Origin of the sequence: Neobacillus driksii, assembly GCF_013409995.1 — a bacterium.
Taxonomy (GTDB): Bacteria; Bacillota; Bacilli; order Bacillales; family Cytobacillaceae; genus Neobacillus; species Neobacillus driksii.
Genome location: NZ_JACCBX010000001.1, coordinates 351,266 through 373,879 on the forward strand (window position 1 = coordinate 351,266; position 22,614 = coordinate 373,879).

General features: G+C 40.3%; 24 protein-coding genes, 1 pseudogene and 2 riboswitches. Of the genes and pseudogenes, 15 read left to right on the forward strand and 10 right to left on the reverse strand.

Going from position 1 to position 22,614, the window contains the following annotated elements; genetic code table 11:
* Positions 1 to 255 precede the first annotated feature (255 nt).
* Positions 256 to 353: riboswitch (TPP riboswitch) on the forward strand.
* Between the two features lie 90 nt (positions 354 to 443).
* Genes F4694_RS01530 through F4694_RS01545 form a run of 4 tightly spaced genes read left to right on the forward strand, consistent with a single transcriptional unit; the run spans position 444 to position 3,997 of the window.
* Positions 444 to 1,043 carry a YkoF family thiamine/hydroxymethylpyrimidine-binding protein gene (locus tag F4694_RS01530; RefSeq protein ID WP_179595135.1) on the forward strand — a complete coding sequence of 200 codons (600 nt, stop codon included), beginning with the start codon at positions 444 to 446 and terminating at the stop codon, positions 1,041 to 1,043.
* Positions 1,044 to 1,625, forward strand: a complete 582-nt coding sequence (locus F4694_RS01535) for an ECF transporter S component (protein ID WP_179595136.1) — start codon at positions 1,044 to 1,046, stop codon at positions 1,623 to 1,625.
* Positions 1,612 to 3,231 (forward strand): ABC transporter ATP-binding protein, encoded by a 1,620-nt coding sequence (locus F4694_RS01540; RefSeq protein WP_179595137.1) that lies wholly within the window; start codon positions 1,612 to 1,614, stop codon positions 3,229 to 3,231. Before F4694_RS01535 ends, F4694_RS01540 begins: the two co-directional genes overlap by 14 nt.
* On the forward strand, positions 3,218 to 3,997 hold the full coding sequence (locus tag F4694_RS01545; RefSeq protein ID WP_179595138.1) for an energy-coupling factor transporter transmembrane component T family protein: 780 nt from the start codon (positions 3,218 to 3,220) through the stop codon (positions 3,995 to 3,997). The genes F4694_RS01540 and F4694_RS01545 overlap by 14 nt, the downstream gene beginning before the upstream one ends.
* 28 nt (positions 3,998 to 4,025) lie before the next feature.
* On the opposite strand, the gene F4694_RS01550 is transcribed toward F4694_RS01545, so the two are convergent.
* On the reverse strand, positions 4,026 to 4,769 hold the full coding sequence (locus F4694_RS01550; protein ID WP_179595139.1) for a C39 family peptidase: 744 nt from the start codon (positions 4,767 to 4,769) through the stop codon (positions 4,026 to 4,028).
* A 423-nt stretch (positions 4,770 to 5,192) separates the two neighbouring features.
* On the opposite strand from F4694_RS01550, the gene F4694_RS01555 reads away from it, so the two are divergent.
* Genes F4694_RS01555 through F4694_RS01570 form a run of 4 tightly spaced genes read left to right on the forward strand, consistent with a single transcriptional unit; the run spans position 5,193 to position 8,539 of the window.
* The gene (locus F4694_RS01555) at positions 5,193 to 5,402 is read left to right on the forward strand and encodes a hypothetical protein (protein WP_179595140.1); all 210 of its coding nucleotides are present in this window, start codon (positions 5,193 to 5,195) and stop codon (positions 5,400 to 5,402) included.
* A gap of 17 nt (positions 5,403 to 5,419) precedes the next feature.
* On the forward strand, positions 5,420 to 6,688 hold the full coding sequence (locus F4694_RS01560; protein ID WP_179595141.1) for an efflux RND transporter periplasmic adaptor subunit: 1,269 nt from the start codon (positions 5,420 to 5,422) through the stop codon (positions 6,686 to 6,688).
* A gap of 8 nt (positions 6,689 to 6,696) precedes the next feature.
* Positions 6,697 to 7,419 (forward strand): ABC transporter ATP-binding protein, encoded by a 723-nt coding sequence (locus tag F4694_RS01565; protein WP_218895497.1) that lies wholly within the window; start codon positions 6,697 to 6,699, stop codon positions 7,417 to 7,419.
* A complete protein-coding gene (locus F4694_RS01570; protein ID WP_179595459.1) occupies positions 7,400 to 8,539 on the forward strand; it encodes an ABC transporter permease in 1,140 nt (379 codons plus the stop codon). Before F4694_RS01565 ends, F4694_RS01570 begins: the two co-directional genes overlap by 20 nt.
* Positions 8,540 to 8,658: 119 nt before the next feature.
* Here the strand turns inward: F4694_RS01570 and F4694_RS01575 are convergent, their stop codons facing one another.
* Positions 8,659 to 9,108, reverse strand: coding sequence for a DUF6376 family protein (locus tag F4694_RS01575; RefSeq protein WP_179595142.1), 450 nt, complete (start codon positions 9,106 to 9,108; stop codon positions 8,659 to 8,661).
* Positions 9,109 to 9,458: 350 nt separating this feature from the next.
* Here F4694_RS01575 and F4694_RS01580 point away from each other — a divergent pair, with 350 nt between their 5' ends.
* The 4 genes and pseudogenes from F4694_RS01580 (at position 9,459) to F4694_RS32600 (ending at position 11,537) form a co-directional block, all read left to right on the forward strand.
* Positions 9,459 to 10,070 carry a transposase gene (locus F4694_RS01580; protein WP_257029075.1) on the forward strand — a complete coding sequence of 204 codons (612 nt, stop codon included), beginning with the start codon at positions 9,459 to 9,461 and terminating at the stop codon, positions 10,068 to 10,070.
* Entirely contained in the window at positions 10,055 to 10,702 is a 648-nt protein-coding gene (locus F4694_RS32590) for a magnesium chelatase domain-containing protein (protein ID WP_306458355.1), read from the forward strand. Before F4694_RS01580 ends, F4694_RS32590 begins: the two co-directional genes overlap by 16 nt.
* 44 nt (positions 10,703 to 10,746) lie before the next feature.
* Positions 10,747 to 11,165: pseudogene (locus F4694_RS32595) on the forward strand (ATP-binding protein); the annotation flags it as partial.
* A gap of 99 nt (positions 11,166 to 11,264) precedes the next feature.
* Positions 11,265 to 11,537: a magnesium chelatase subunit ChlI family protein gene (locus F4694_RS32600; protein WP_308806260.1), complete on the forward strand. Its 273-nt coding sequence runs from the start codon at positions 11,265 to 11,267 to the stop codon at positions 11,535 to 11,537.
* A 132-nt stretch (positions 11,538 to 11,669) separates the two neighbouring features.
* Here F4694_RS32600 and F4694_RS01590 read toward each other — a convergent pair whose 3' ends face one another.
* The 6 genes from F4694_RS01590 to F4694_RS01610 form a co-directional block, all read right to left on the reverse strand.
* The gene (locus tag F4694_RS01590) at positions 11,670 to 13,277 is read right to left on the reverse strand and encodes an aminotransferase class V-fold PLP-dependent enzyme (protein WP_179595143.1); all 1,608 of its coding nucleotides are present in this window, start codon (positions 13,275 to 13,277) and stop codon (positions 11,670 to 11,672) included.
* On the reverse strand, positions 13,270 to 13,836 hold the full coding sequence (locus F4694_RS01595; protein ID WP_179595144.1) for a glycerol-3-phosphate acyltransferase: 567 nt from the start codon (positions 13,834 to 13,836) through the stop codon (positions 13,270 to 13,272). Before F4694_RS01595 ends, F4694_RS01590 begins: the two co-directional genes overlap by 8 nt.
* Before the next feature lie 102 nt (positions 13,837 to 13,938).
* The gene (locus F4694_RS31960; RefSeq protein WP_257029076.1) at positions 13,939 to 14,073 is read right to left on the reverse strand and encodes a hypothetical protein; all 135 of its coding nucleotides are present in this window, start codon (positions 14,071 to 14,073) and stop codon (positions 13,939 to 13,941) included.
* A gap of 305 nt (positions 14,074 to 14,378) precedes the next feature.
* The gene (locus F4694_RS01600) at positions 14,379 to 15,686 is read right to left on the reverse strand and encodes a S1C family serine protease (protein WP_257029077.1); all 1,308 of its coding nucleotides are present in this window, start codon (positions 15,684 to 15,686) and stop codon (positions 14,379 to 14,381) included.
* A 303-nt stretch (positions 15,687 to 15,989) separates the two neighbouring features.
* On the reverse strand, positions 15,990 to 16,802 hold the full coding sequence (zupT, locus tag F4694_RS01605; RefSeq protein WP_179595146.1) for a zinc transporter ZupT: 813 nt from the start codon (positions 16,800 to 16,802) through the stop codon (positions 15,990 to 15,992).
* 208 nt (positions 16,803 to 17,010) lie between these two features.
* Entirely contained in the window at positions 17,011 to 17,484 is a 474-nt protein-coding gene (locus F4694_RS01610) for a hypothetical protein (RefSeq protein ID WP_179595147.1), read from the reverse strand.
* 151 nt (positions 17,485 to 17,635) lie between these two features.
* Here F4694_RS01610 and F4694_RS01615 point away from each other — a divergent pair, with 151 nt between their 5' ends.
* The 3 genes from F4694_RS01615 to F4694_RS01625 all read left to right on the forward strand — a co-directional run bounded on the left by F4694_RS01615 (position 17,636) and on the right by F4694_RS01625 (position 19,764).
* Positions 17,636 to 17,827, forward strand: coding sequence for a hypothetical protein (locus F4694_RS01615; protein ID WP_179595148.1), 192 nt, complete (start codon positions 17,636 to 17,638; stop codon positions 17,825 to 17,827).
* 99 nt (positions 17,828 to 17,926) lie between these two features.
* Positions 17,927 to 18,583: a 5-bromo-4-chloroindolyl phosphate hydrolysis family protein gene (locus tag F4694_RS01620; RefSeq protein ID WP_179595149.1), complete on the forward strand. Its 657-nt coding sequence runs from the start codon at positions 17,927 to 17,929 to the stop codon at positions 18,581 to 18,583.
* A complete protein-coding gene (locus F4694_RS01625) occupies positions 18,580 to 19,764 on the forward strand; it encodes a toxic anion resistance protein (protein WP_179595150.1) in 1,185 nt (394 codons plus the stop codon). The genes F4694_RS01620 and F4694_RS01625 overlap by 4 nt, the downstream gene beginning before the upstream one ends.
* A 44-nt stretch (positions 19,765 to 19,808) precedes the next feature.
* Here the strand turns inward: F4694_RS01625 and F4694_RS01630 are convergent, their stop codons facing one another.
* Together F4694_RS01630 and F4694_RS01635 are read right to left on the reverse strand one after the other, a co-directional pair.
* Positions 19,809 to 20,648 carry a M15 family metallopeptidase gene (locus tag F4694_RS01630; protein WP_374757400.1) on the reverse strand — a complete coding sequence of 280 codons (840 nt, stop codon included), beginning with the start codon at positions 20,646 to 20,648 and terminating at the stop codon, positions 19,809 to 19,811.
* 212 nt (positions 20,649 to 20,860) lie between these two features.
* Positions 20,861 to 20,947, forward strand: a riboswitch (cyclic di-GMP riboswitch).
* Between the two features lie 480 nt (positions 20,948 to 21,427).
* Positions 21,428 to 22,480: a multicopper oxidase domain-containing protein gene (locus F4694_RS01635; RefSeq protein ID WP_179595152.1), complete on the reverse strand. Its 1,053-nt coding sequence runs from the start codon at positions 22,478 to 22,480 to the stop codon at positions 21,428 to 21,430.
* Positions 22,481 to 22,614 lie beyond the last annotated feature (134 nt).

The following is a 22,614-nucleotide window of genomic DNA, read 5'->3' on the forward strand; positions in this document are numbered from 1 at the left end:
CTCTTACAAAATGCGCACTTACCCGCAAAAAAATCCCAGAGCCCCATCTATCTACCCCCAATCTACATAAGGTACTTACTACCATATTATTCAAAAAAGTACATGAATGTCCGCCTGAGATGGACAGTGTCCACGAGCGGTGACAGGCACCAATTAAACACCAATTAAACACCAATTAAACACCAATCAAACAACTCTCTTTACAAGCTGGAAAATTTATCTTACTATTAAGGCAACAATGAAAATCGCATATGGTTTTTGCACTAGGGGAGCTTTTTGGCTGAGAGGACGTTGTCCGACCCTTATGACCCGATCTAGATAATACTAGCGTGGGGAAGTGCAGGAGAAGATTATCGTGAAGTCAACGTTGATAGGATTCGACTGCATTCCCCCATGGGATGCAGTTTTTTTGTTGCCAAAAATCCAAAATGGGGGAATGTACGATGACTAATTTTTGCGGTACAAGTGAAATTACAGGGGCGCGTTTTTCGATTTATCCGATGTCTGATAGGTTTGTAGATATTATTCTATCAGCTTTAGAGAAAGTGAATACTTCAAAGGTATGGATGGAAACCGATGATGTCAGCACATGTGTTAGAGGCCGTTCTGAACATGTATTCGATGTCGTGAAAGCTATTTTTCTAGAGTCGTCCAAAAACGGTGATCATGTTGTCCTGCAGGCTACGTTTTCAAACGGCTGTCCGGGAGATTCAGCTGGTGATGTCTACCTGTCAGAAAACTCTGATCGACTAAATGAGGAAAAATCACTGCAAATCAAACAGGATGTAGCAGTCCAATTTGCCCTATACCCAATGGGAATTCCTACATATATGAACGTGATCATGGACCAGTGTAAACTTGCCCAAGATCAGGGAACTTTTACAAAAGGTGTTCACTATGCTTCGAGACTAGACGGCGATGCAAACAAAGTGTTCAAAACGCTGGAGGATGCCTTTAAAGGTGCCCACGATAGCGACTCAACTCATATTGTCATGACTGTTGCGATGTCTGCCAACAGCCCTTCGAAAAAGGGGGACAAATAAATGCTCGCAAAATGGAAGCTCCGAGAAATCATTGTTTTATCGGTACTTGCCGTGGTTTTTGCAGTAGTCTATCTACTGTTTCTTCAGTTAGGTAATGTCCTTTTCGGCCTGTTCGGCTTGATTGGCTATGATATTATTTTTGGAATTTGGTTTATTGTCTCGATTATTGCCGCTTATATTATCCGCAAGCCAGGAGCGGCCTTTCTCTCAGAAACAGTCGCTGCTGCCGTTGAGGTTATGTTAGGTAATGCCGTTGGACCACAATTAATCATCTCTGGAATGATTCAAGGTTTAGGTGCAGAAGCGGTCTTTGCTGCCACAAAGTGGAAGAATTATTCCACCTGGGTTCTAATGGCCGCGGGGATGGGTTCGTCCGTTTTTAGCTTTGCTTGGGGCTTTTTTGTTTCCGGGTTTGCTGCCCTTTCACCGGGTTATGTAACAGCGATGTTCTTTGTTCGGGTACTAAGTGGAGCATTGCTGGCAGGGTTACTTGGCAAATATTTAAGTGAAGGTCTTGCAAAAACAGGAGCCTTAAACAGTTTTCCATTAGGAAAGGAACATAAGCGAAATGTCACCGTTTGAACCTCAGATTAAGGCAAACGGACTGGGATTCAGCTATGAAGATAGCAATATATTTACCGGCCTAACCTTTTCAATTGAAAAAAATCAATCTGTCTTATTATTAGGTCCGAGCGGTTCTGGAAAAAGCACGCTTGCCTACTGCCTCAACAAGTTATATCCAGAAGCAGTTGATGGTGAATTGAAAGGGAGCCTTACTTTTGAGGGTCAAACTCTGGATGATTTTAAACCCGGTGAACTCAACCAAAAAATCGGGATTGTTTTTCAAGATCCCGAAAGCCAATTCTGCATGCTGACGGTTGAGGAAGAGGTTGCGTTTGGCCTGGAGAATTTCCATGTACCACGGTCGCAAATGGAAGCTAAGATTAATACTGCACTTGAAATGGTAGGCTTGCTGGCTGAAAAAAGGACGACAATCCATACCATGTCTGGAGGTCAAAAGCAGAAGCTTGCGCTTGCATGTGTCTTGGCTCTCCAGCCTGAGGTTATCATCCTCGATGAGCCGACAGCAAACCTTGACCCGCTGTCTAGCACAGAGCTGGTGGAGACGATTGCTCGTTTAAATAAAGAGCATCCGTTTACGCTGATCGTCATTGAACATAAGCTTAATGATTGGATCGAGTTGATTGATCGTTGTCTAGTCCTGGATTCTAGCGGCGGAATTCTTTTCGATGGCAGTCCTGAACAATGTTTTGGAGAATTTGCTCCTTACCTGCAAAAGGAAGGAATTTGGCTGCCAAAGGTAGTTGAAGTGGGAATGACGGCGAAGAGTGCTGGCTTGTTTAAAGGGGAGAGACTTCCGCTGTGTAATGATGAACTCCTTTCAGGGCTGGAGAATACAGCTGCTTTTTTTAAAAAAGAAATCAAGACTATTACCAAAAAGGATTCCATTCTGGAAGTAAACAGCATTTCTGCTCGTGGTTATTTGAAAAATATAAATCTACGTATTCAACAAGGAGAACTGACAGCACTTGTCGGCGCAAATGGTTCAGGCAAGACAACTCTTTCAAAATGTTTAGCCGGATTATATCCTCTTACGCAAGGTGAGATTCATTTTAAAGGACTTCCACTTTCCAAATGGAGGGAGAAAGATTTATTTCAGGCATTAGGCTATGTTTTTCAAAATCCTGAACATCAATTTATTACGGATAGTGTTTATGAGGAGATTACCTTTGGCATGGAAGACAAATCGAGAGTTACAGCACTTCTTGAAAAAATGGGACTGGAAAAACATGCAGGTGCCCATCCTTTTTCACTAAGTCAAGGGCAGAAGCGTCGTTTGAGTGTAGCAACCATGCTGGTTCATGAACAGGACCTGCTTATCCTTGATGAACCGACATTTGGCCAGGATGCGAACACTGCCTATGAAATTATGAGAGTCCTTGATGAAAAAAATGGCGCAGTTTTTATGATTACCCATGATATGGAACTTGTCGACCAATATGCTGATACTGTTCATGTGTTAGATAAAGGAGAGATAATTTTCACCGGGACACCTGAGAGCTTGTGGGAAAAACATGAAGTGGTTAACCGGGCAAGATTAAAATTGCCTTTTAGAAAACAGCTGCAAAATGAAATCGTAAGGAGAGAGATTCATGTCGCTACATGAGGTGAATCCAAGTATAAAAGCATTTGCTATCGTCATTTCTATCCTGATCTTATCATTATTTTTTGATCCCATTACACCGCTAGTGACCATTCTCTGGTCCTTGACGTTGACTTTTCTATTCGGACGGGTTTCTTTTAAGAAATGGCTTTTGTTATTCGCACCATTTTTATTTATCGCTTTGATTTATGTCTGGACCACCATGCTTTTTCCACGGCTGCAAGAAGGGGATACAGTCCTATGGCAATGGGGGTTTTTGACGCTGACAGCTGAAGGCTTTCAAAGAGGAGTGTCACTTGGACTCCGAGTGTTGAGCTTTGCCACGTTATCGATTATGTTTACGTTAACGACAAAGCCAACTGATTTCCTTCTAAGTTTAATGCAGCAGTGTAAGCTGCCGCCAAAGCTCGCATATGGAATTATGGCCGGATACCTCTTCCTACCTGTAATCAAGGAAGAGTTTCAAACCTTGCAAAATGCGCATCGAGTACGAGGTGTAGCACGGGCAAAAACCATACCGGAGAAAGTGCAACAGCTGAAGCGATACGTGATTCCACTTCTTGCCGGAGCGATTCGCAAAGCAGAGAGAACTGCACTGGCAATGGAATCAAAAGGCTTTACCGGCGAAAAAAATCGGATATTCTACCGTGAAATTACTGTGTCTCGTATCGACTGGCTGTTTTTCATTCTCATGATTAGCGCCGTCATACTCAGCGCATTTATCTCATGGAAACTAGGTTACTTACAATTTTATAATCGTGAACTATAAAAGGGGTGTCTTGAACGACACCCCATTTTTAATAAAGAACAACGGCTTGTTTCCCCATTTGTTCCCACGCCTGGATAAAGCTTTCCCGGTCTACTTTTTGATTTTTTGTACCATAAGGATTGTTAATGTAAATATTCGTAGAATCATAACCGGTGATTACGACGCTGTGCATGTTATAGGTAATGTCTACGGTTCCTTCTGGTGTCTGCCATGTTTCAAATGCAGAAACAGGTGCAAAGGTGGAAGTTGTGATCACCCAAACGGGATTTCCGTTTGCAACTTCTTCTATTAATTGGTCAAACGACGTATTGGTTAAGTCGGCTGCATTCAAATAGTTTTGCGCTAATTCAAAAATAGGTTCATGGTAAACGCCTAAACCCGGTCCATCCTCCATATTCCCCACGAATCCCGTGTTTGGATTCCCATTTTCACCATTACTATATTGCAATGGAACTCTAGTAATCTCCTGAGCTAGTTGATTTTTCGTAACAGAAATCCCTTTATAATTGAGAATCATCGCTAGGCTGGTCACTTCACAACCATTATAAAGCCGTGGGGAATCCATTTGATTAAGCAAGGGTACGTCAAGCTGCATTTCCTCTGCGATTTTATGATCCTCTGAAACATTGGTTTGTTCTGATAGAATCTTTTCTTCTACCACAGCTGTATTAACCTCTATTTTCGATGATATTGTTTCCCTGCTATTCGAAAAAATGACAAAACCGGTTATTACTAAAACCCCAACCAAGATAAGCTTTATTATTTTTATCATCAATATACCTCCTATATTTCTTTTAGAAGAGAGAGAGGCACTATTCTAAATCAAGGGTACGGGATAAATATGAACAAATTATGAAAGGAAAAGGAACATTCTATTAACCTAAGAAGTCAATTGTTAAAAAAATGAGACTGACATATTCCTGACATATTGTAGACCTATGATAGGCGATGTGGAATGGACAATGTATACACCTAGACAAAGTTTTTAAGGGCTTGATATTAGAGCAGGAAGGAGGAATATACCATTCAAGAATCGCAGGAATAAAACGTTGGGAACTAATTAAAGAGTTTCATCTTGCGTATTGCAAAGGTAAAAATACTTCCAGACTTGCTAGAGAATATGACTTTTTTAAGGAAAGTTTAAGGAACCGAATCCATAATAAGCCTATCAACATGAAACAAGGAGGAATAAAGTATGGAGAAAACCAATCCAAGTCTAATAAAAATTTTACTCATTTTAAATTTGACAATAAGTACGTGCGCAGCAATTGGAGTGGGGTATTTAGCTTATAACCAAAGTACAAGCCCTGATTTTTCAGAAATGAACCCAAGAGGCGGCGGTCAGATGGCACCGGGTAGTAATCAATTCCAGCCGGGTCAAGATCAATCGGATCAAACTCAATAATAGAGAGGAAGAGAAATTTGAAAAAGTGGATTATTATTTCAGCGATTATTGTTGTAATAGGTGGAGGGAGTGCATGGTTTTTATTAGGTAATACGGATCAAACTCAAAGTGTTGAGGCAGCAGCACAAACAACAACAGCACAAAAAGGGAAATTAGAGGTAGCCGTTAGTGGTTCGGGGTCAGTCACAGCGATTACAGATCAAGATGTAACGGCAGCAAATACAATTCTTGTTGTAGATAGTGTTAGTGTAGCAGCTGGAGATACAGTAGATAAAGGTGACACACTAGTAACGTTTATAAATGGTGATGTTGTTACAGCTCCAAATGATGGAGAAATCACGTCCGTTAATGTGAATAGCGGCAGTGGAGCTTCACAAGGAACAATCCTTCTTCGTATGGAAGATGAAGATGAAGTCGTAGCACCTGTAACAAGAGGTGACAGTAATGTTAGTACAGATAGCTCGAGCGGCGGAAGTACGGGTGGAAGCAGCTTAACAGCCGATACTGTTAGTGTGAAAGAAGGAGATGTTGTAGAAGCAGGTGCAACACTTGTAACTTTTACAGATGGAAGTATCTTACAGGCCCCAGTTGCAGGAACAATCACAAGTCTTTCTGTTGCAAGCGGAGATTCTGTGCAAAGTTCAGCGATAGTTGCGCACATAACAAATTACAGCACATTGCAAACAACGATTAGTGTTGATGAATTAGATGCTACAAAAGTAGCAGTAGGACAGGCGGTAAAAATAACAGCAAGTGCCTTTGAAGATGAAACCTTTGAAGGGAGTGTAACGAAAGTAGCAGCGGTAGGAACATCAACAAATGGAGTTTCTACATTTGACGTAACCGTACAAATCATAGATCCCAAGAACTTAAAAATTGGTATGTCAACAGAGGCAAGTATTTCAATAGAGAGTAAAGAGGATGCGATATACGTTCCAGTAGAAGCGGTGTATACAAGTGGAGCCGAAAAATATGTACAAGTACCTGCGTCATCAGATGATTCAACACAATCAACAAAAAAGGTAACCGTTGAAACGGGTATTTCAAATGATACGTTTGTAGAAATTACAAGTGGGTTAGCAGAAGGAGATTCTGTTCAAATACCGAGAGAACAATCTAGTGGTAATTCTTCTCAAGGTGGAATGATGATGCCAGGTGGCGACTTCCCAGGTGGTAACTTTCGTGGTGAAAACTCAGGAGGAAGAAGTGGAGTTGGAGCTCCAACAGGTGGCCAAGCTCCATCAGGTGGCCAAGCTCCATCAGGCGGCGGACAAGGAGGGAACTAATGATGACTATGACTGAGCCGATTATTCAAATTAAAAACATGAAGAAAATGTATGAACTTGGCGGCGAAACGGTAATGGCTCTTCAAGATATTTCCCTTGATATTCAAAAAGGTGATTTTATCTCTATCATAGGTCCATCTGGTTCCGGGAAGTCAACATTTATGAACATGATTGGATGCTTAGATCGACCGGATTCAGGTGAATACATGTTAGATCATGAAGAAGTAGGGAAAATGAAGAGCTCACAACTTGCGACGATTCGAAATGAAAAAATTGGGTTTATTTTTCAAAACTTCAATCTCATTCCAAAGCTAACAGCGGTTGAAAATGTAGAGCTTCCTCTCATTTATCGCGGAATGAAAGCGGCGGAACGAAGAGAAATTGCTTTAGAGGCGTTAAAAAAAGTAGGATTGGTAGATAGAGCGAACCATTTGCCTACTCAATTATCAGGGGGCCAGCAGCAACGTGTCGCAATTTCGCGCGCGCTGGCTGGACAGCCTCCTATTTTACTAGCAGATGAACCAACTGGTGCACTAGATAGGAAAACAAGTAAGGAAATTTTGGAGACTATGAGTTTGTTAAATGAGCAGGGGCATACCATTATTCTCATTACACATGATTTAGACGTTGCAAAACGAGCAAATCGTGTCGTTCGTATACACGACGGTCAATTATTTGAGAATGGGGGTGAATGGTTTGCAGACAATCAGGATGGCACTGAAAAGCATTAAAGGAAACAAAGTAAGAGCATTCCTGACGATGCTGGGAATTATTATTGGTGTATCCTCTGTTATTGTCATGGTTGCGATAGGACAAGGGTCAACGAAAGAAGTGCAAGATCAAATTGGCAGTCTGGGTACAAATGTATTAACTGTAAGTGTTACTGGTTCGGATGTTACATTTAAAGAAGATGATGCGAGTCAAATTCAGGATGTCAGTGGTGTGGAAGCCATTGCTCCGACTATTTCTGGAAGAGTAACCGTGAAAAATGGACAAACGAACGCACAAGTGTCAACGATAGGAACAACTTCTTCCTATTTAGATGTTCGTGATTTACAGTTGCAATCAGGGCGTTTCATTGCAGACTTGGATAATGATAACCATTCAAAAATAGCGGTCCTTGGTTCAGACACAGCACAAACATTATTTGGGTTCGATGATCCGGTGGGAGAATCTGTTAAGGTGAACGGAACGTCATATAAAGTTGTTGGGGTTCTTGAATCTGTCGGAAGTTCATTAGGAACAAGCGGAGACAGTACAATTATTGTACCCCTAAGCACAGGACAACGCTTAGCCTCTACTACTGAAATTGGATCAGTATATGTAAAGGTAGAAAATGAAGATATGATTAATTTTACATCACGTCGTATCGAACAAACCATGTATACAATTGTTGGTGATGCTGATAGTTATAGTGTATCCAGTCAGGAAGATTTAATGGAAACAGCAACATCTGTCAATGAAACAATGACATTAATGCTTGGTGGAAATGCTGCTATTTCTCTTATCGTTGGTGGTATTGGTATTATGAACATTATGCTCGTTTCCGTTTCAGAACGTACCAAAGAAATTGGTATTAGAAAAGCGATTGGAGCAAAACGTAGAAATATTCTTCTTCAATTCCTCATTGAATCGATGGTATTAAGTTCATTAGGAGGGATAATAGGAGTTGGAATTGGGATAGTAAGTGCCCAAATATTTACGTTAACAACAGGAACGACAATTGCATATTCTGTACCTGTCATCCTGTTATCATTTGTATTCTCTTTATTAGTTGGCGTTGTATTTGGTGTATTTCCAGCGAATAAAGCATCTAAGCTTGATCCCATTCAAGCACTTCGATATGAGTAGAAAATACAAAACAAATGCTATGTTTTATCACTATTCCAATATTCAACTTATCTAAGTCCGCTTGAAGAATTACGATAAAAAAGGAAAACCAGGCTGAACTTTATCAGCCTGTTTTTCTTTTATTCACCACCAAGCTGTTGAATCTGATCAATAATACTGGTGATATCTTGAACGGTCTGAAACAACTCAGTATTTTCAAGAATAGCAGGATCAAGCAGTCCGTCTTGGAAACTATTCATGAAGGTTTCAATTTCACTGACGATAGCACTGTTTTGTTCAATAATTTGCTGGTGAAGCTCAACTGCAATATCCGGTGCTTGCAGTTCATTAAAAGCTTCAGCTGTTTGTTGCATTTGTTGAAGCATGGTTTGGAAATCTTCAGCAGCTTGGAGGTCACTAATAGCCTGTTGCGCAAGAGCTGGGGCATTGCCGGCAAAATCAGTTGCAACCGCTAAATAGTCTGTTGCTTCATTAATATACGTTAACGTGTCCTGTGCGTCATTGAGAAACGAACAACCACCCAGCAGCAATAACATACAGGTAGATAAAATAATTAATACTTTTTTCAAATTAAAACCTCCGTTTTAGTCTTGGCAAATTGTATAAAGGTCTTGGGTGCAGGGAAAGTTGAAGGGACTATAAAAAGAATGGTTTATGTTTGGTAGGGAGTAATTAGAGTCCTTTAAGGATATCATAAATGCCGGAATCATGCCAGGATACTTGGTGCCTGTCACCACCCGTGGACACTTTCCACCTGAGGTGGACAGTTAGTGTGAGTATTTTATTTCGTTTTTGAAAAAGGAGTTTGGGGAAGGGTGTCGAATGTTATTATTTGAATCTCTGCTATCCTTTTCCTCTGTTTTAGCCTCTCAGCCAATCTATTTTATTCTAAAATTCCATTTGAATAGGAGTGACCGATATGGGTCGAAAACGACGTGCTTGGTTTCCAGGTGCAAAATATCATATTACTAGTAGAGGTAATCGCAAATCTACTCTTTTTTATGATGATGAAGATCGCATGAAATATCTAAGCTTTTTACAAGAAACCATGGTGCGATTCCCTTTTACGCTCCACGCTTTTTGCTTAATGACCAATCACACTCATCTCCAAATTAAAACCTCAGACACCTCACCAACCATTATCATGAGTCATCTTAACACTAAATTTGCCAAGTATTTTAATAAGAAATATGATTTTACCGGACATGTATTTGAAAAACGCTATGGTGCCGAATTACTAGATTCGCTGGATTACGAATTCGATGTCAGCAAGTATATCCACCTGAATCCCCTGAAGGGTGGACTAGTCGTTGCGCTAGAAGACTACCCTTGGAGCAGCTACCACGCGTATGTAAATAGGGAGGTTACCCAGCTAGTGGACACCAAACATCTGCTTTCTTTTTTTCCCGCCCCCGCGTCCAAGCGTTATGAAGAATACATAAAAACACCACAAGTCGATTTATTTTTACTCAATAACAGTAAAGTTATAATGATTAAAAGGAAAGAGGAAAATCCATGTGTGCAAAAGTAACGAGTATAGGATTAAAAGGTATGGAAGGATATCGTTTAAATGTGGAAGTAAAAACGTTTGTGGGGAATGACTCGATTCGAATTGTGGGGCTCCCTGACGCGGCGGTTAAGGAGTCAAAGGAACGCATTAGTGCTGCGCTAAGATCATTAGGATATACCATAAATGGCCAAAGAATCATCATAAACCTTTCACCCTCAGAACAGAAGAAAAGTGGTCCAATGTTTGATCTGCCTATGGCGATTGGTGTGCTATTGAGTCTGAAGGAAATGGTGATTTCGATTCCTGAGAACTATGGATTTATTGGTGCTCTGTCATTGGACGGAGCGATAGTGCCAGTAGAAGGCATGCTTCCAGCGGTTTTATCTGCTAAAAAACTGGGCATAAAAAGGCTTTATATGCCGTATGACGAAAAGCAGCCCATCCTCGAGATTGAAGGACTTGAAATTATTTATACTTCTAGTCTAAGAGAAGTGATTGAGAATTTGGAGGGAAGAGGAGGGGCACTTTTTACTCCAAAAACAGACAAAATTGATTCACATCAAAGTAACTACATAGATTTTCAGCAGGTTATTGGTCATTGGGATACGAAAAAGGCAATGGAAGTGGCTGCTGCTGGGAACACCATGTGTTGATGACAGGGCCGCCTGGATGTGGAAAAAGTATGCTTGCTTAGAGCTTTCCATCGATTCTACCTCCATTGTCAAGAGAAGCACGACTTGAAATAATCGCCATCCACCAATTAAGTGGAATCCACTATCCTAACACCAATATCCCTCCATTCCGAAATCCTCATCACTCTGCATCTGGTATCTCCATCATTGGCGGTGGGACCTATCCGAAGCCCAGGGAGATTTCATTAGCACATCGAGGAGTCTTATTCCTTGATGAAATTGCAGAATTTCCGAAAAAACCCTTGATATGCTACGTCAGCCATTTGAGAGTGGCAAAATTACGATTAGCCGTACACATGCAATTCTTACCTATCCTGCAACATTCATCTTACTTGCGGCAATGAATCCATGTCCATGTGGCTATGCAGATTCGAATACACATTATTGTACCTGCACGCCAAGTCAGGTTCAAAACTATCAAAATAAAATTTCTGGCCCGCTGCGTGATCGATTTGATATTCGTCTCACAATAAAACCTGTTACCCTTGGTAGAGAAATTTCAAAAGAAGAGATATCGTCATTCGTGGTTAAAAGTAGGGTAGAGGCTGCTAGAATTCGGCAATATGAGCGTTATGGAAAAGAAATATGCAATAGTAGAGTCAGCTATGATATTCTGCAAAAAACAAGCCCGTTAACAAAAGAACAGCAGAAAAAAATTCACCAGCTTTCGCCTAAAAAAGACTGGAGCAACCGTACCCAAATAAAAGTCATCCGCTTAGCTCGAACCATTTCAGACCTAGAAGGGAAAACTGCCATAACCGACCAAAGCATTTGGGAAGCCGTAAATCTTCATTAGAACTGACAGCAAATGTAGGGACACCAACAATGGTGACAGGCACCGGCCGTGGACACTGTCCACCTCGGGCGGACAGTTGATATACAGAAAAGTCACTGCTCAGGCTCTACTGGCAGTGACTTTTCTTCTATGCTATATACCGGTGACGAGTGATTGTTGTTTGGCAGTTTGTTCATAGGTTATGACTCTATTTAAGAGGTTGGTCATTTTTTCTAGGTCTGCTTTATCGTAGTGGTCGATACAGGCTATTTGAATCCAGTTTCTTCGCTGCAGATAGTCACTTTCGTAGTGAAGCTGGTAGCCATGATTGAAGAGGATATCTCCAATGACAACAGAAGAAAGGGAACTTGGTATTTCAATCGTGAGAATGATGGGTGAACTGTTCTCTTCACTTATGATTGTAAAGCCGAATTGTTTCAACTGATTTTTCAAGAAAGAATGTGTTTCCACTACTTTTTCAAACGTTTCTCTACTAATATCTTCTAGCGCTGTTAGAAGAGCCTCTAATAGATTCGAAGACTGAGAAAAAGGAATGCTGTCCTTCGCCATGTATGTTCCTAGGTCGAGATATTGAGGAAGTGTATATGACGCCTGTACCTCATGCTGGTGGAAAACGAATGAAAGCCCTGTGAGAGCGCGTATGGCTTTTCCACTTACACCCGTTGCTAAAAATACACCATCTAAATCTACATCGATTACTCCTAAAGAACTGATACAGTCAAGGCAAAGCTTAAGTTGATGCTGTTCCGATATTTCCTTCAACAAACCAAGATCATTCAGCATACCAGAGGAAGTTTCACTGTGAACAGCCCAAACCCAACCGGTTGTGTCCGAGATATTCGAAATAATTTCATCACGGGTGAATGCCTGACCCCAGTCTTTATTAAGTACATCAAATTGGAGCCCGAATCGTTTGGCTTGTTCAACCAAACGACTGCCAAATTCTCCATTGGCTAAAATGAGCCCACGGCCAGTTTCTAAAGAAAGCTGTCCTGCCACTACATCATTGGCGAGTGTCCCAGACCCTAGAAAAATATGAACATATTTGCTGTTAACTAATTTAGCAAGAATATCCTTTGCTTTAGCTATTTTCTCTTTATATTGATCGGAGCGGTGAGAAATCGGTGATATGCTTAAGGCATTCATGACCTTTTCAGAAATTCGAACAGGTCCCGGCAAAAAGGGAATCGTCGGTGGAAGTATTCTGCCAGCAATCGATTCGTCAAAGGTCTTTTTCGTCAAGTACATGGGTTGAAAGAGTGCTTCGTCTGTACCGGTTAATTGAGCAAAAGGCTGGAATCCTAACTGACCATAGAGCTTTAATTGACGGACTGTTCCAGAAATGAAAGCAATATCGTATCCTTTCTTTAGGCAGTATTTTATGAGAAACTGTGCGAGACCTAAAAAGACACGGCCATTTCGATATTCTTTTTTGACTGATAATAGTCTAACTTCACATGGTGAATTGACTGGAAAAGAGAGTGATAGTTCAACCGGTCCAATTTTTCGATCAAGTGAAAATGGCCGTTTATCACGAATTGCTGTCATCCCAATCACTTCATTTTCTTTTATACAAATGATATATGTATTTTCAGCATGGAAAGGATCCACTAATTTTTGTTCCTCATTCTTTTCATGCTGCGGTATTTCCTCTGAAAAGGTTTGATAGTTTAAGCGATGAATTTGTTCGAATTCATCAGCTGTGGTTGCGATTTTGAAAAAGAACTCGTGCTTACTCATTAGGTTTCAGCCTTTCCTTGAGATTTTCTGCATGTGCTGCGTAAAGCATTGCGATGATACCTAATGCTATAATGCAACTTAGCCAATCATTATTTTTTAAAAAGAGTACTACTGGGATAAAAAGAAATGCCCCTAAACCTGCTAATGTAAAGCTTTTCAGAAAAGGGTAGAAAACCCCGAATCCTAGGATAATTACAGGAACAAGAATTGGTTCAAAGGTTATGATCCCGCCTATGAAGGTTGATATCCCTTTTCCACCCTTAAATTTTAGAGTGATGGGTTTGATGTGACCGAAAATGGCTAATGCTAATCCTAGTAGTTGAATAGATTCGGAGAATTGCAGGTAGCGTGCCGCTAAAATAACCAGGACACCTTTTAGTGCATCCCCGAGAAAAATGAGTACAAAGGCTGTTTTGCCATGAAGGCGGCCGGCATTTCTTGCACCGACATTTCCGCTTCCTTGAATCCGGATATCTTTACGATAGAAGATTTTCGTGATAAGAAAGCCAAACATAATACTTCCAATTACATAGGAAATAATAAAATACAACCATATCATGTGTAACACAACCTTTGTGGGTTCTTGGTACTCTTTTGGAAAAAATGAATTTATTACCATTATAATAGAATTCCTTAATTATTCACATATACTTTGTGAAATCTAATTACGGTAATAAAGAAACATCCTCGTGATGGAGGATGTTTCTTTATCAATCTCCGCCGCCTCCGCCGGAGTCGCTGCCCCCAGAATCACTGTCTGAACTGTAGGTATGATCGTTGCTATAATCGTTGTCATAGCTATAGTGGTGACCTTTGCTATTACTTCGATTAGGGAAAATCAAAAAGGCTAATATAATGGAAAGTACCCCAAAAAATACTTGCTCAGCAAAAATCAGATAAACTCCTAAAACAAAAATGAGGAAACCAATCAGCCGTAATAAACCTCTCAGAAGACATTCCCCCTCGAAAATAGCATTTATAAATAGATATTATCTCCTATGGCTTTTTATACGTTCTATTTCGAGAGGGTGCCTGTCACCATTTATGCATTTTCCTTCATTTATACATCCATTTTTGCATAATCTGTAGCTGAGCCGTCACTTATTCGTCGTCTTTTTTCTGTTGTTTCTTTTGTTGTTCTTGGAGTGCGAGTATGATGTCCTGGACGTCGATTTTTCCATCACCGTTTAGGTTTGGAATGGTATTTTCTGGTATAGTTGGCGGGGATGGTGGAGCCTGAGGCGCACCCACAGTTGCAGGTACGGGTACAGGTCGATTCCGTTTTCCGACAAAGGTGAATATCAAAAGAAGTAAGATCAGTAATGCTGCAAAGCCATCAACAATGTAAAAAATGGTTTTATAGTCGGACCACAAGGTTTTACTGTCACCAGATCTTTGCTCCGAATTTGTGATGAATTTTTTGATTTCGGAATGGTTTGGATACAGTCTCTGAACTGCTTCAAATTTTTCAAGAGCGTTATCGTAATAACCGCCCCAATAAAGCTCTAACCCTTCTATATAAAGTTTGTCTGTATTACTAGAAGTGTTCTTTGTCCCCGCTTGGTTTGTGAATTCCTTAACGGTATTAACCGGAACTGAGAAGTTAAATCCTTGAACCTCTTGACCATTAACAGTATCGCCTCTAAAGGTGAGTAAGCCAATGATTTCCCCTTTTTCATTGATGACGGGTCCACCGCTATTACCATGTGTAGCTGCGGCATTTATTTGTATAACAGGGCTTCCTTGCTCCGTTTTCTTATCTATAGCAGAAATTTGACCAGCGTTCATAGAAGATACGAGAGAAGAATCAGGAGACAGCAAATCGGAATCGGCTGCTGCTGGGTATCCGCTTACCCAAATATTACCCTGATTTTGGATATTGTCGGAATTCCCAAGCTTTAATGTAGGAAGGTTTTTTCCTTCAATCTTAAGTACCGCTACATCTTTCCCTTCATTGACCGGTGCTCCATAGCTTTTAACTTCCCCGTCAAGTATATCTCCGCCTGGTAAGATAACTTTAATTACTTTTTGAATTCCAGTGTATTGCGTATAAGTCAGCATATATTCGTACGCTGTATCATAATCCACCTGAAAATAATCAGCTATAATCGTAACAAGCTGGTCAAATGCAGCATTGGCAATATCCTCATCTTCCATCTGGGCCGCTTCTACCACATGGGCATTGGTAACAACATAACCGTCTGAACTAATAATTGCCCCAGATCCGGAGCCACCCACAACAGATTGGTAGTTTAACTGACTTAGTATCGCGTCCACTTCAGGGTCATTTGGATTGTTAAACTGCCAACCAACCACAGAGTAGCCAAGAATCCGAACAACCGCTGGCTTCGTGTATTCTGCAAGCTTTTGAGCTTGAGAAATATTCGAAGAGCTTGGTTTAATACTCATTAGAACAAAAGAAGTAACAATCACCCCAATAAGTATCAAACAAAGCGGAATTGTAAATAGGGCTCTTTTCATCAATAAATTCACTCGCTTCCATGAATATTGGAAATTCCATCTAATATATGCCTTTACTGAAATATTGAAACTTTGTACCTGAAAATAAAGTGATTTGGTGCCTGTCACCACCCGTGGACACTTTCCACCCAGGGCGGACACTTCCACACCTCTGGCGGACAATCAGAGGATCCCCAAATAGCAAAAAGCCAGCATTTCTGCTGGCTCCCGATTCTACATTTGAATGTGTGATTAGATGAAAAGTAAAAGGCTAAGTGCCATGACGGCCATTCCGGCAATCAGACCGTAGATCGAAAGGTGGGTTTCGTCATATCTTTTTGCGGCAGGTAATAATTCATCAAGTGAGATAAATACCATGATCCCTGCAACTGCTGCAAAGATAATCCCGAACATAATATCATTTAAAAAAGGCATTAAGAATAAGTATGCAACCAGTGCACCAATTGGTTCAGATAAGCCAGACAAGAATGATAGTTTAAAAGCCTTTTTCTTATCACCTGTCGCAAAGTAAACCGGTACTGAAACAGCAATGCCCTCTGGGATGTTATGGATCGCTATCGCGACAGCGATGGCAATACCAAGTGCAGGATCCTGTAAAGCAGAAGTGAAGGTTGCAATTCCTTCGGGAAAATTGTGAATTCCGATAGCAAGCGCAGTAAATGTTCCCATTTTTAAAAGGTCAGGCTTCTTTCCGTCATTAGTACCAGGCTGATTCATATCTTCTACTGTTTTCAATTCATGAGGGTTCGATTGTTTCGGTATAAATTTATCAATTGAAGCAATCAGAAGCATGCCTCCGAAAAAGCCTCCGACCGTTAACCAGTTCCCTGGAACAACACCCAATGAGTCAACAAGTGCGACCTTTGCTTTTACAAAAATCTCTACCATTGACACATAAATCATCACACCGGCGGAAAACCCAAGGGTAACAGATAGAAATTTTGTGTTTGTATGTGAGGTGAAGAATGCAAGCAGACTTCCTATGCCTGTTGCAAGGCCAGCAAATAATGTTAGCCCAAATGCTAATAGCAAATTCTCTGTCATAGTCTCTTCTCCCTTTATCTATTAATAATGTTTTTTATGTTTGAATGTTTTGAATAATATTATATATGCGCGAACACAGAAATGTTTCCTTTGAGAAACATTTTACACCGTCCGAAACAAAAAAACAGTAAATATATTTCTAAAAATATAAAAAAGCATGAGGTCCTAGAGAATTTTCCTCAAGAACTTCACGCATAATTAAAAAAAGTTAATATCCCGGACCAAATCCGCCGCCATATCCCGTGCCATATCCACCCATTCCCGGGCCATAACCAGAATAACCACCAGGATAGCCATATCCAGCTCCATAACCTGGACCATAACCACCACCGTAACCGTACCCAGGACCATAACCTGGACCATATCCGCCACCTAGACTGGATCCTAAATATCCTAATCCAAGTCCGAGTAGTCCAGCTCCAACATTCCCTAAATTAAATCCACCGCCATGATGACCGCCTCCATGATGACCGCCTCCGTGATGACCACCGCCATGGTGGCCACCGCCATGATGACCGCCTCCATGATGACCGCCTCCGTGATGACCACCGCCATGGTGGCCACCGCCATGATGACCGCCTCCGTGCTGTCCACCGCCATGGTGACCGCCACCATGCTGTCCTCCTTGATGTACAAATCGATAATCAACGGGCATTCCAAATGGTTGATACATTCGTTTCATCGCACTCCTCATCTATATATTTAAAAACTTTAAAGTGATACCCTCATATCCTATGTCTAACTGGGTAATCCTCGTGGACTAAAGCCTAGAATACACAAAACAAGAGAAAAGAGAAGGTTAACCGTCCGCCTGAGGTGGACACTGTCCACGGATGGTGCCTGTCACCAGCAATAATGCCACCGTCAATATTGCCACCATCAATAACATCACCATCAATAACATCACCAATATTGTCACCATCACAACTTCACCAACCCAAAAAAATACGTCTCAGGTCTTAGTCTTGTTTACGTTTGTGGTCTATGGAAAGCAGGAGTTTTATGGTGTATTGTTGAAGTATTGAGAGGGATCTTTCCTTTTTTTGTATTTTTGCATTGGGTGAAACATTTTTGTTGTTGATTCGTATGAATATAAAGGATTTTTTAGTCAGGAGTCGATTAGGATGAACCGATTTTTATCATTTCTAGTTCAATTTGTTGTGACTGTTCCATCTGCGGTTACGGTATGGTTTTTAAGCTATTTTGCGTTCGATCTCACATTTTTAATTTCATCCGCCATTTCTTTAGCAGGCGCGGTTGTTGTTTCTAAGATAACATCCGGGGTCATGACATCCAAATTCTTAAAAAAACATCAGCTCACTAGAAAAGAATATCGTTATATAAAGAAGAATTTAAATGAAGCAAAACAAAAAATAAACAAACTGAACAAATCATTATTCTCCATAAGAGATCTTCCTACGATAAAGCAAAGACTTGATGTACTTCGCATTACTAGGAAAATTCAAAGCATGACCCAAACGGAACCGAAGCGCTTTTATAAAGCTGAAAAGTTTTATTTTTCTCACTTAGATTCAGTGGTTGAGTTAACCGAGAAATACCGCTTTTTATCACAGCAGCCTAAGAAAAGTCATGAAATTGATGTTTCTTTATATGAGACTCGTCAAACCTTAACAGATCTAACGAAGGCCTTGGAAGAGGATCTCTATCATATTGTTTCAGACGATTTAGATTCCTTAAATTTTGAAATTGATGTTGCTAAACATTCCATTAAAAAACTTAACGATACTAAAACCATAGACGAAAGCAGGAGGCTAAAATGAGCGAAAATAACTCCCCGCAGTTGAATAAAACTGGAAATTTATTAGATGATATTCTAGCCAATCCATTTGGTGAAAATCAAGAACTAACACCACAAGCACAGCCAGCACCACAGCTTCAAGAAGCCAAGCCTCCAAAACTAATTGATGTTATTCCTGAGGAGAACCGTGCCAAAGCCTATCAGCTTGCTGAACAAATTGATCCGAGAAATCACCAGGCGATGATTACCTATGGTACCCAGGCACAAGGAAAGCTCTTAAGCTTTTCGCACACTATGCTTGAGCATGTCCAGAAAAAGGATATCGGTGAGGTTGGCGAAATCATTAGTGATTTAATGAAGCGGCTGGATGAGGTGAATCCCGATGAACTGAAGGATGGGAAGCCATCCTTTTTCGGACGTATGTTTGGAAAAATTTCGAACTCGCTTCAAGAAGTTTTGTCCAAATACCAAAAGACTGGTGCACAAATTGACCGGATTAGTGTGAAACTTGACCGTAGCAAGAACGTGTTATTATCGGATATTAAACTATTGGAACAGCTTTATGAAACAAATAAAGAATATTTCCATGCTTTAAATGTTTATATTGCGGCAGGAGAAATTAAGCTAGAAGAACTGCACCAAAAAACAATTCCGGAAATGAAACGTGCGGCCGCGGCAACCAATGATCAAATGAAGGTTCAAGAAGTAAACGATATGATTCAGTTTGCTGACCGTTTGGACAAACGCTTATACGATTTGAAATTAAGTCGTGAAATTACCATTCAAAGTGCACCACAAATCCGTCTCATTCAAAACACGAACCAGGCACTCGTGGAAAAAATACAATCGTCCATCATGACGGCTATTCCGCTCTGGAAAAACCAAGTAGCGATTGCACTAACCCTCATTCGTCAGCGCCATGCTGTTGAGGCACAGAAAAAGGTATCACAGACTACCAATGAGTTGTTGTTGAAAAATGCTGAAATGCTAAAAACCAATACGATTGAAACAGCAAAAGAAAATGAACGAGGACTCGTTGATATCGAGACTCTTAAAAAGACTCAGGAAAACTTAATCACCACGCTTGAAGAAACGATGCGCATTCAAGAAGAAGGGCGCCACAAACGACGTTTGGCTGAGCAGGAACTTGCGAATATGGAAAATGATTTGCGACTGAAACTCTTAGAAATCAAAGGTAAATAAGAAAAGCGTCAAGTTCCTATAATGACGGAACTTGACGCTTTTAACTATATTGCACTATTGTATTCTTCAAGCGTGATCCCTTTGTTCATAATCTCGATTGCAATTTCTTTCCCAACATAGCGAAGGTGCCAAGGTTCGTATTGATATCCCGTAATATATTCTTTTCCCTGTGGATATCTAATAATAAACCCGTATTCTGCTGCGTGCTGTTCCAGCCAAGCTGCCTCTTTGGTACCTCCAAAACAATCTTCAGCGGCACATTTTCCATTACCGCCGGTAACATCAATAGCAAGACCGGTTTCATGTTCACTCGTGCCAGGCAATGCACTATACGTTCTTGCCTTTTCATATCCATCACGGTTTACATAGTAGTTAAACAATGTCGTTTGCGTTGCATGAGATCGATAGGCGGAAACCCCCAATAGGGAGATACCTTCTGCTTTAGCACCAGCAAATAATTGACTAACGGCAGCTGCGGCTTCTTTACGCATTTTGCGTTTTTCATTACTTGCTCCAGAAACAAAAGGAATATCGGTAAAAATAAGATCAGTAGGATTATAATTGTCTGGCAGTTTATTTTGTTTATTAACGAGCACCGGAATACTTTCTGGATTAAAAACAACTTGTATACTTTCAGGAGTGGCCGAACCCTCTTGTTCTTTTGGCTTTACGTTTTCTTCAGTCAATGATGGCTCTGGTTGTTCAGTATTTTCGACATTTTTCTGCTTTTGATCAGTTGGAATTGAGTTTTTATTATCTGGATCTGACAGGACCTCAGACTGGTTAGGATTGCCTTTGGCATTCAGAATTTTTTCCGAACAGCCAGATAATAGTACAGTGGTTATGACGATTCCACCGATTATTGAAAAATATTTATTCACGATAAAACACCCTTACTTATTAAATATAGAATTAATTCTAACAAAATTAGACGGCAATATAGTACATTATGTTACATCTTTCGCTATCCAACAATGTGAATTTGAAAAAATAGGCTGTGCAGCCTATAGTAAATTCAGGATATAAAAGCAAAGCAGGACCTAAGACTCTTTTTTATTAACTGGTTGTATCATATAGTTCTATTAAACACATAAATCGTACGAAACGGCAAAACTATTGAAAAATGGTGACGCAAAACTAAAGGGGCTAATGTTTTTTTGAACGATGCCAGCCAGTTACCGAACACGATGCTCTGCGATTTATGTAAATAAATTGAGGAGGTATTTTTGTGTTGCTAAAAAATATGTTTTTAAGAGGGAAATACTATTATCATTTATTTCAGTTTCGACACATTGAAATGATGCAGTATGATTGCTTATGTGACGAACTTAAATACGAATTAAAGGTGAAATCTTTGTACCATAATAGTAAAGCATTAGAATTAGGTGCTAGAATATAGAAAAAGTCTGGGATGCCCCCAGACTTTTTTGTCGGTTGATTGTAGATATGTTAATAGGAAATGTGAGTAAGTAATTAACAGTTGTGAATAAGTTTGTTAATTAAGTGGATAAGTTTTTAATATTTGTGGGTAAATAGGAATTAAAGGACTTGATATATTTTTAGTTGTGGATAACCTTGTGCAATCTATCAATATTGTTAATAACTTTTGCGAGAGAAAGTCTCTTTCACAACAAAAAGCAACCTTCAGATGCTTGTCTATCGTTTAATGTGACGTGGTTTCGCTGCCATCGTCCAGTCCCTCTTTTGTTACTTTCAAGATTCCAACGGCTCCTTTGGTTGCGTGGTTAAATTGATGCGTCACAATCGGGTAAATGCCTTCTTTTGTAACGGTGAATTCAACCACAGCCCCACCGCTTGCTGGAAGCATAACGGTTTGCAAACCTTTCATTAGGTTAAAAGGGTTCCCATCTATATAAACGTTGTCAAAAACAGTGCCGACTACGTGGAAGCTGCTCACTTCATTAGGCCCTACATTGTTAATGTATATCCTGACTTTCTCGCCCACCTTTGCAGGTAACGGAGTGTCGACAAGGGCACCAACTGTACCGTTTGTATTTAAATCGCCTTCTTTTAAAGCTTTGGCTGAAAAGACCACATTACTAGGCACTCCATTTGTAAAGTCCTCAAGGTCGTTGTACTTATACCATTCATTTTGAACGATGACAAATTCACGATCGATTTCAGCATCAGTCGGATATCCGCTTTTTGGCTTAACAATAATGGTGCCATGCATTCCGTTGGCGATATGGGCTAATACAGGCTTTGTTCCACAGTGGTACATGAAAACTCCGGGATTATTAGCCGGATAGGTAAAGCTGCCATTTTCTTTGGGCATGATATCTATAAAATCCTGTGATGGGGAGGAGTGGACCGCATGAAAGTCCATGCTGTGAGGGATAGACGGATCCATGTTTTTCAACGTAAAATTAATCGTATCTCCTTCATTCACAACAATTACTGGTCCTGGAGCTTCACCGTTAAATGTCCATGCTTTGTACATATTGTCCTTGGTAATTTGGATATCGGTAATTTGTGCGGTCATTTCAATATTAACTTCATGTTCACCGACACGTTTGATGTTGAGTGGGATTGGTTTTTGGTTGAGATTTTTATGAGGTTCAATTACTTGTGAGGTTGTGTTAGCTTTTGCTACTTTTACTGACTGTTTATCCACGGAAACATTGGCAGAACTACAAGCACTAAAAACCATGACAGAAGTGACAATAACACTTGCAACCTTCAAGAACTTTTTCATTTGATTCTACCCCTTTAAGATAAATTGATTACACTTTCATTGTAAAAATTTGTGAAAAATTTACTAGTGATTAGAATCACTTATTTTTCTGAATATATTGAACGCTTTGTGAAATGTTGAGCAATTAATAACGT

What these genes read in the sequence shown, in the direction of transcription:
- F4694_RS01530 (WP_179595135.1), top strand. Translation starts at nt 444, where the DNA reads ATGACTAATTTTTGCGGTACAAGTGAAATTACAGGGGCGCGTTTTTCG.
- F4694_RS01535 (WP_179595136.1), top strand. Translation starts at nt 1,044, where the DNA reads ATGCTCGCAAAATGGAAGCTCCGAGAAATCATTGTTTTATCGGTACTT.
- F4694_RS01540 (WP_179595137.1), top strand. Translation starts at nt 1,612, where the DNA reads ATGTCACCGTTTGAACCTCAGATTAAGGCAAACGGACTGGGATTCAGC.
- F4694_RS01545 (WP_179595138.1), top strand. Translation starts at nt 3,218, where the DNA reads ATGTCGCTACATGAGGTGAATCCAAGTATAAAAGCATTTGCTATCGTC.
- F4694_RS01550 (WP_179595139.1), bottom strand. Translation starts at nt 4,769, where the DNA reads ATGATAAAAATAATAAAGCTTATCTTGGTTGGGGTTTTAGTAATAACC.
- F4694_RS01555 (WP_179595140.1), top strand. Translation starts at nt 5,193, where the DNA reads ATGGAGAAAACCAATCCAAGTCTAATAAAAATTTTACTCATTTTAAAT.
- F4694_RS01565 (WP_218895497.1), top strand. Translation starts at nt 6,697, where the DNA reads ATGACTGAGCCGATTATTCAAATTAAAAACATGAAGAAAATGTATGAA.
- F4694_RS01570 (WP_179595459.1), top strand. Translation starts at nt 7,400, where the DNA reads ATGGCACTGAAAAGCATTAAAGGAAACAAAGTAAGAGCATTCCTGACG.
- F4694_RS01580 (WP_257029075.1), top strand. Translation starts at nt 9,459, where the DNA reads ATGGGTCGAAAACGACGTGCTTGGTTTCCAGGTGCAAAATATCATATT.
- F4694_RS32590 (WP_306458355.1), top strand. Translation starts at nt 10,055, where the DNA reads ATGTGTGCAAAAGTAACGAGTATAGGATTAAAAGGTATGGAAGGATAT.
- F4694_RS01590 (WP_179595143.1), bottom strand. Translation starts at nt 13,277, where the DNA reads ATGAGTAAGCACGAGTTCTTTTTCAAAATCGCAACCACAGCTGATGAA.
- F4694_RS01595 (WP_179595144.1), bottom strand. Translation starts at nt 13,836, where the DNA reads ATGATATGGTTGTATTTTATTATTTCCTATGTAATTGGAAGTATTATG.
- F4694_RS31960 (WP_257029076.1), bottom strand. Translation starts at nt 14,073, where the DNA reads ATGACAACGATTATAGCAACGATCATACCTACAGTTCAGACAGTGATT.
- F4694_RS01600 (WP_257029077.1), bottom strand. Translation starts at nt 15,686, where the DNA reads ATGAGTATTAAACCAAGCTCTTCGAATATTTCTCAAGCTCAAAAGCTT.
- zupT (WP_179595146.1), bottom strand. Translation starts at nt 16,802, where the DNA reads ATGACAGAGAATTTGCTATTAGCATTTGGGCTAACATTATTTGCTGGC.
- F4694_RS01610 (WP_179595147.1), bottom strand. Translation starts at nt 17,484, where the DNA reads ATGAAACGAATGTATCAACCATTTGGAATGCCCGTTGATTATCGATTT.
- F4694_RS01615 (WP_179595148.1), top strand. Translation starts at nt 17,636, where the DNA reads ATGGTGCCTGTCACCAGCAATAATGCCACCGTCAATATTGCCACCATC.
- F4694_RS01620 (WP_179595149.1), top strand. Translation starts at nt 17,927, where the DNA reads ATGAACCGATTTTTATCATTTCTAGTTCAATTTGTTGTGACTGTTCCA.
- F4694_RS01625 (WP_179595150.1), top strand. Translation starts at nt 18,580, where the DNA reads ATGAGCGAAAATAACTCCCCGCAGTTGAATAAAACTGGAAATTTATTA.
- F4694_RS01635 (WP_179595152.1), bottom strand. Translation starts at nt 22,480, where the DNA reads ATGAAAAAGTTCTTGAAGGTTGCAAGTGTTATTGTCACTTCTGTCATG.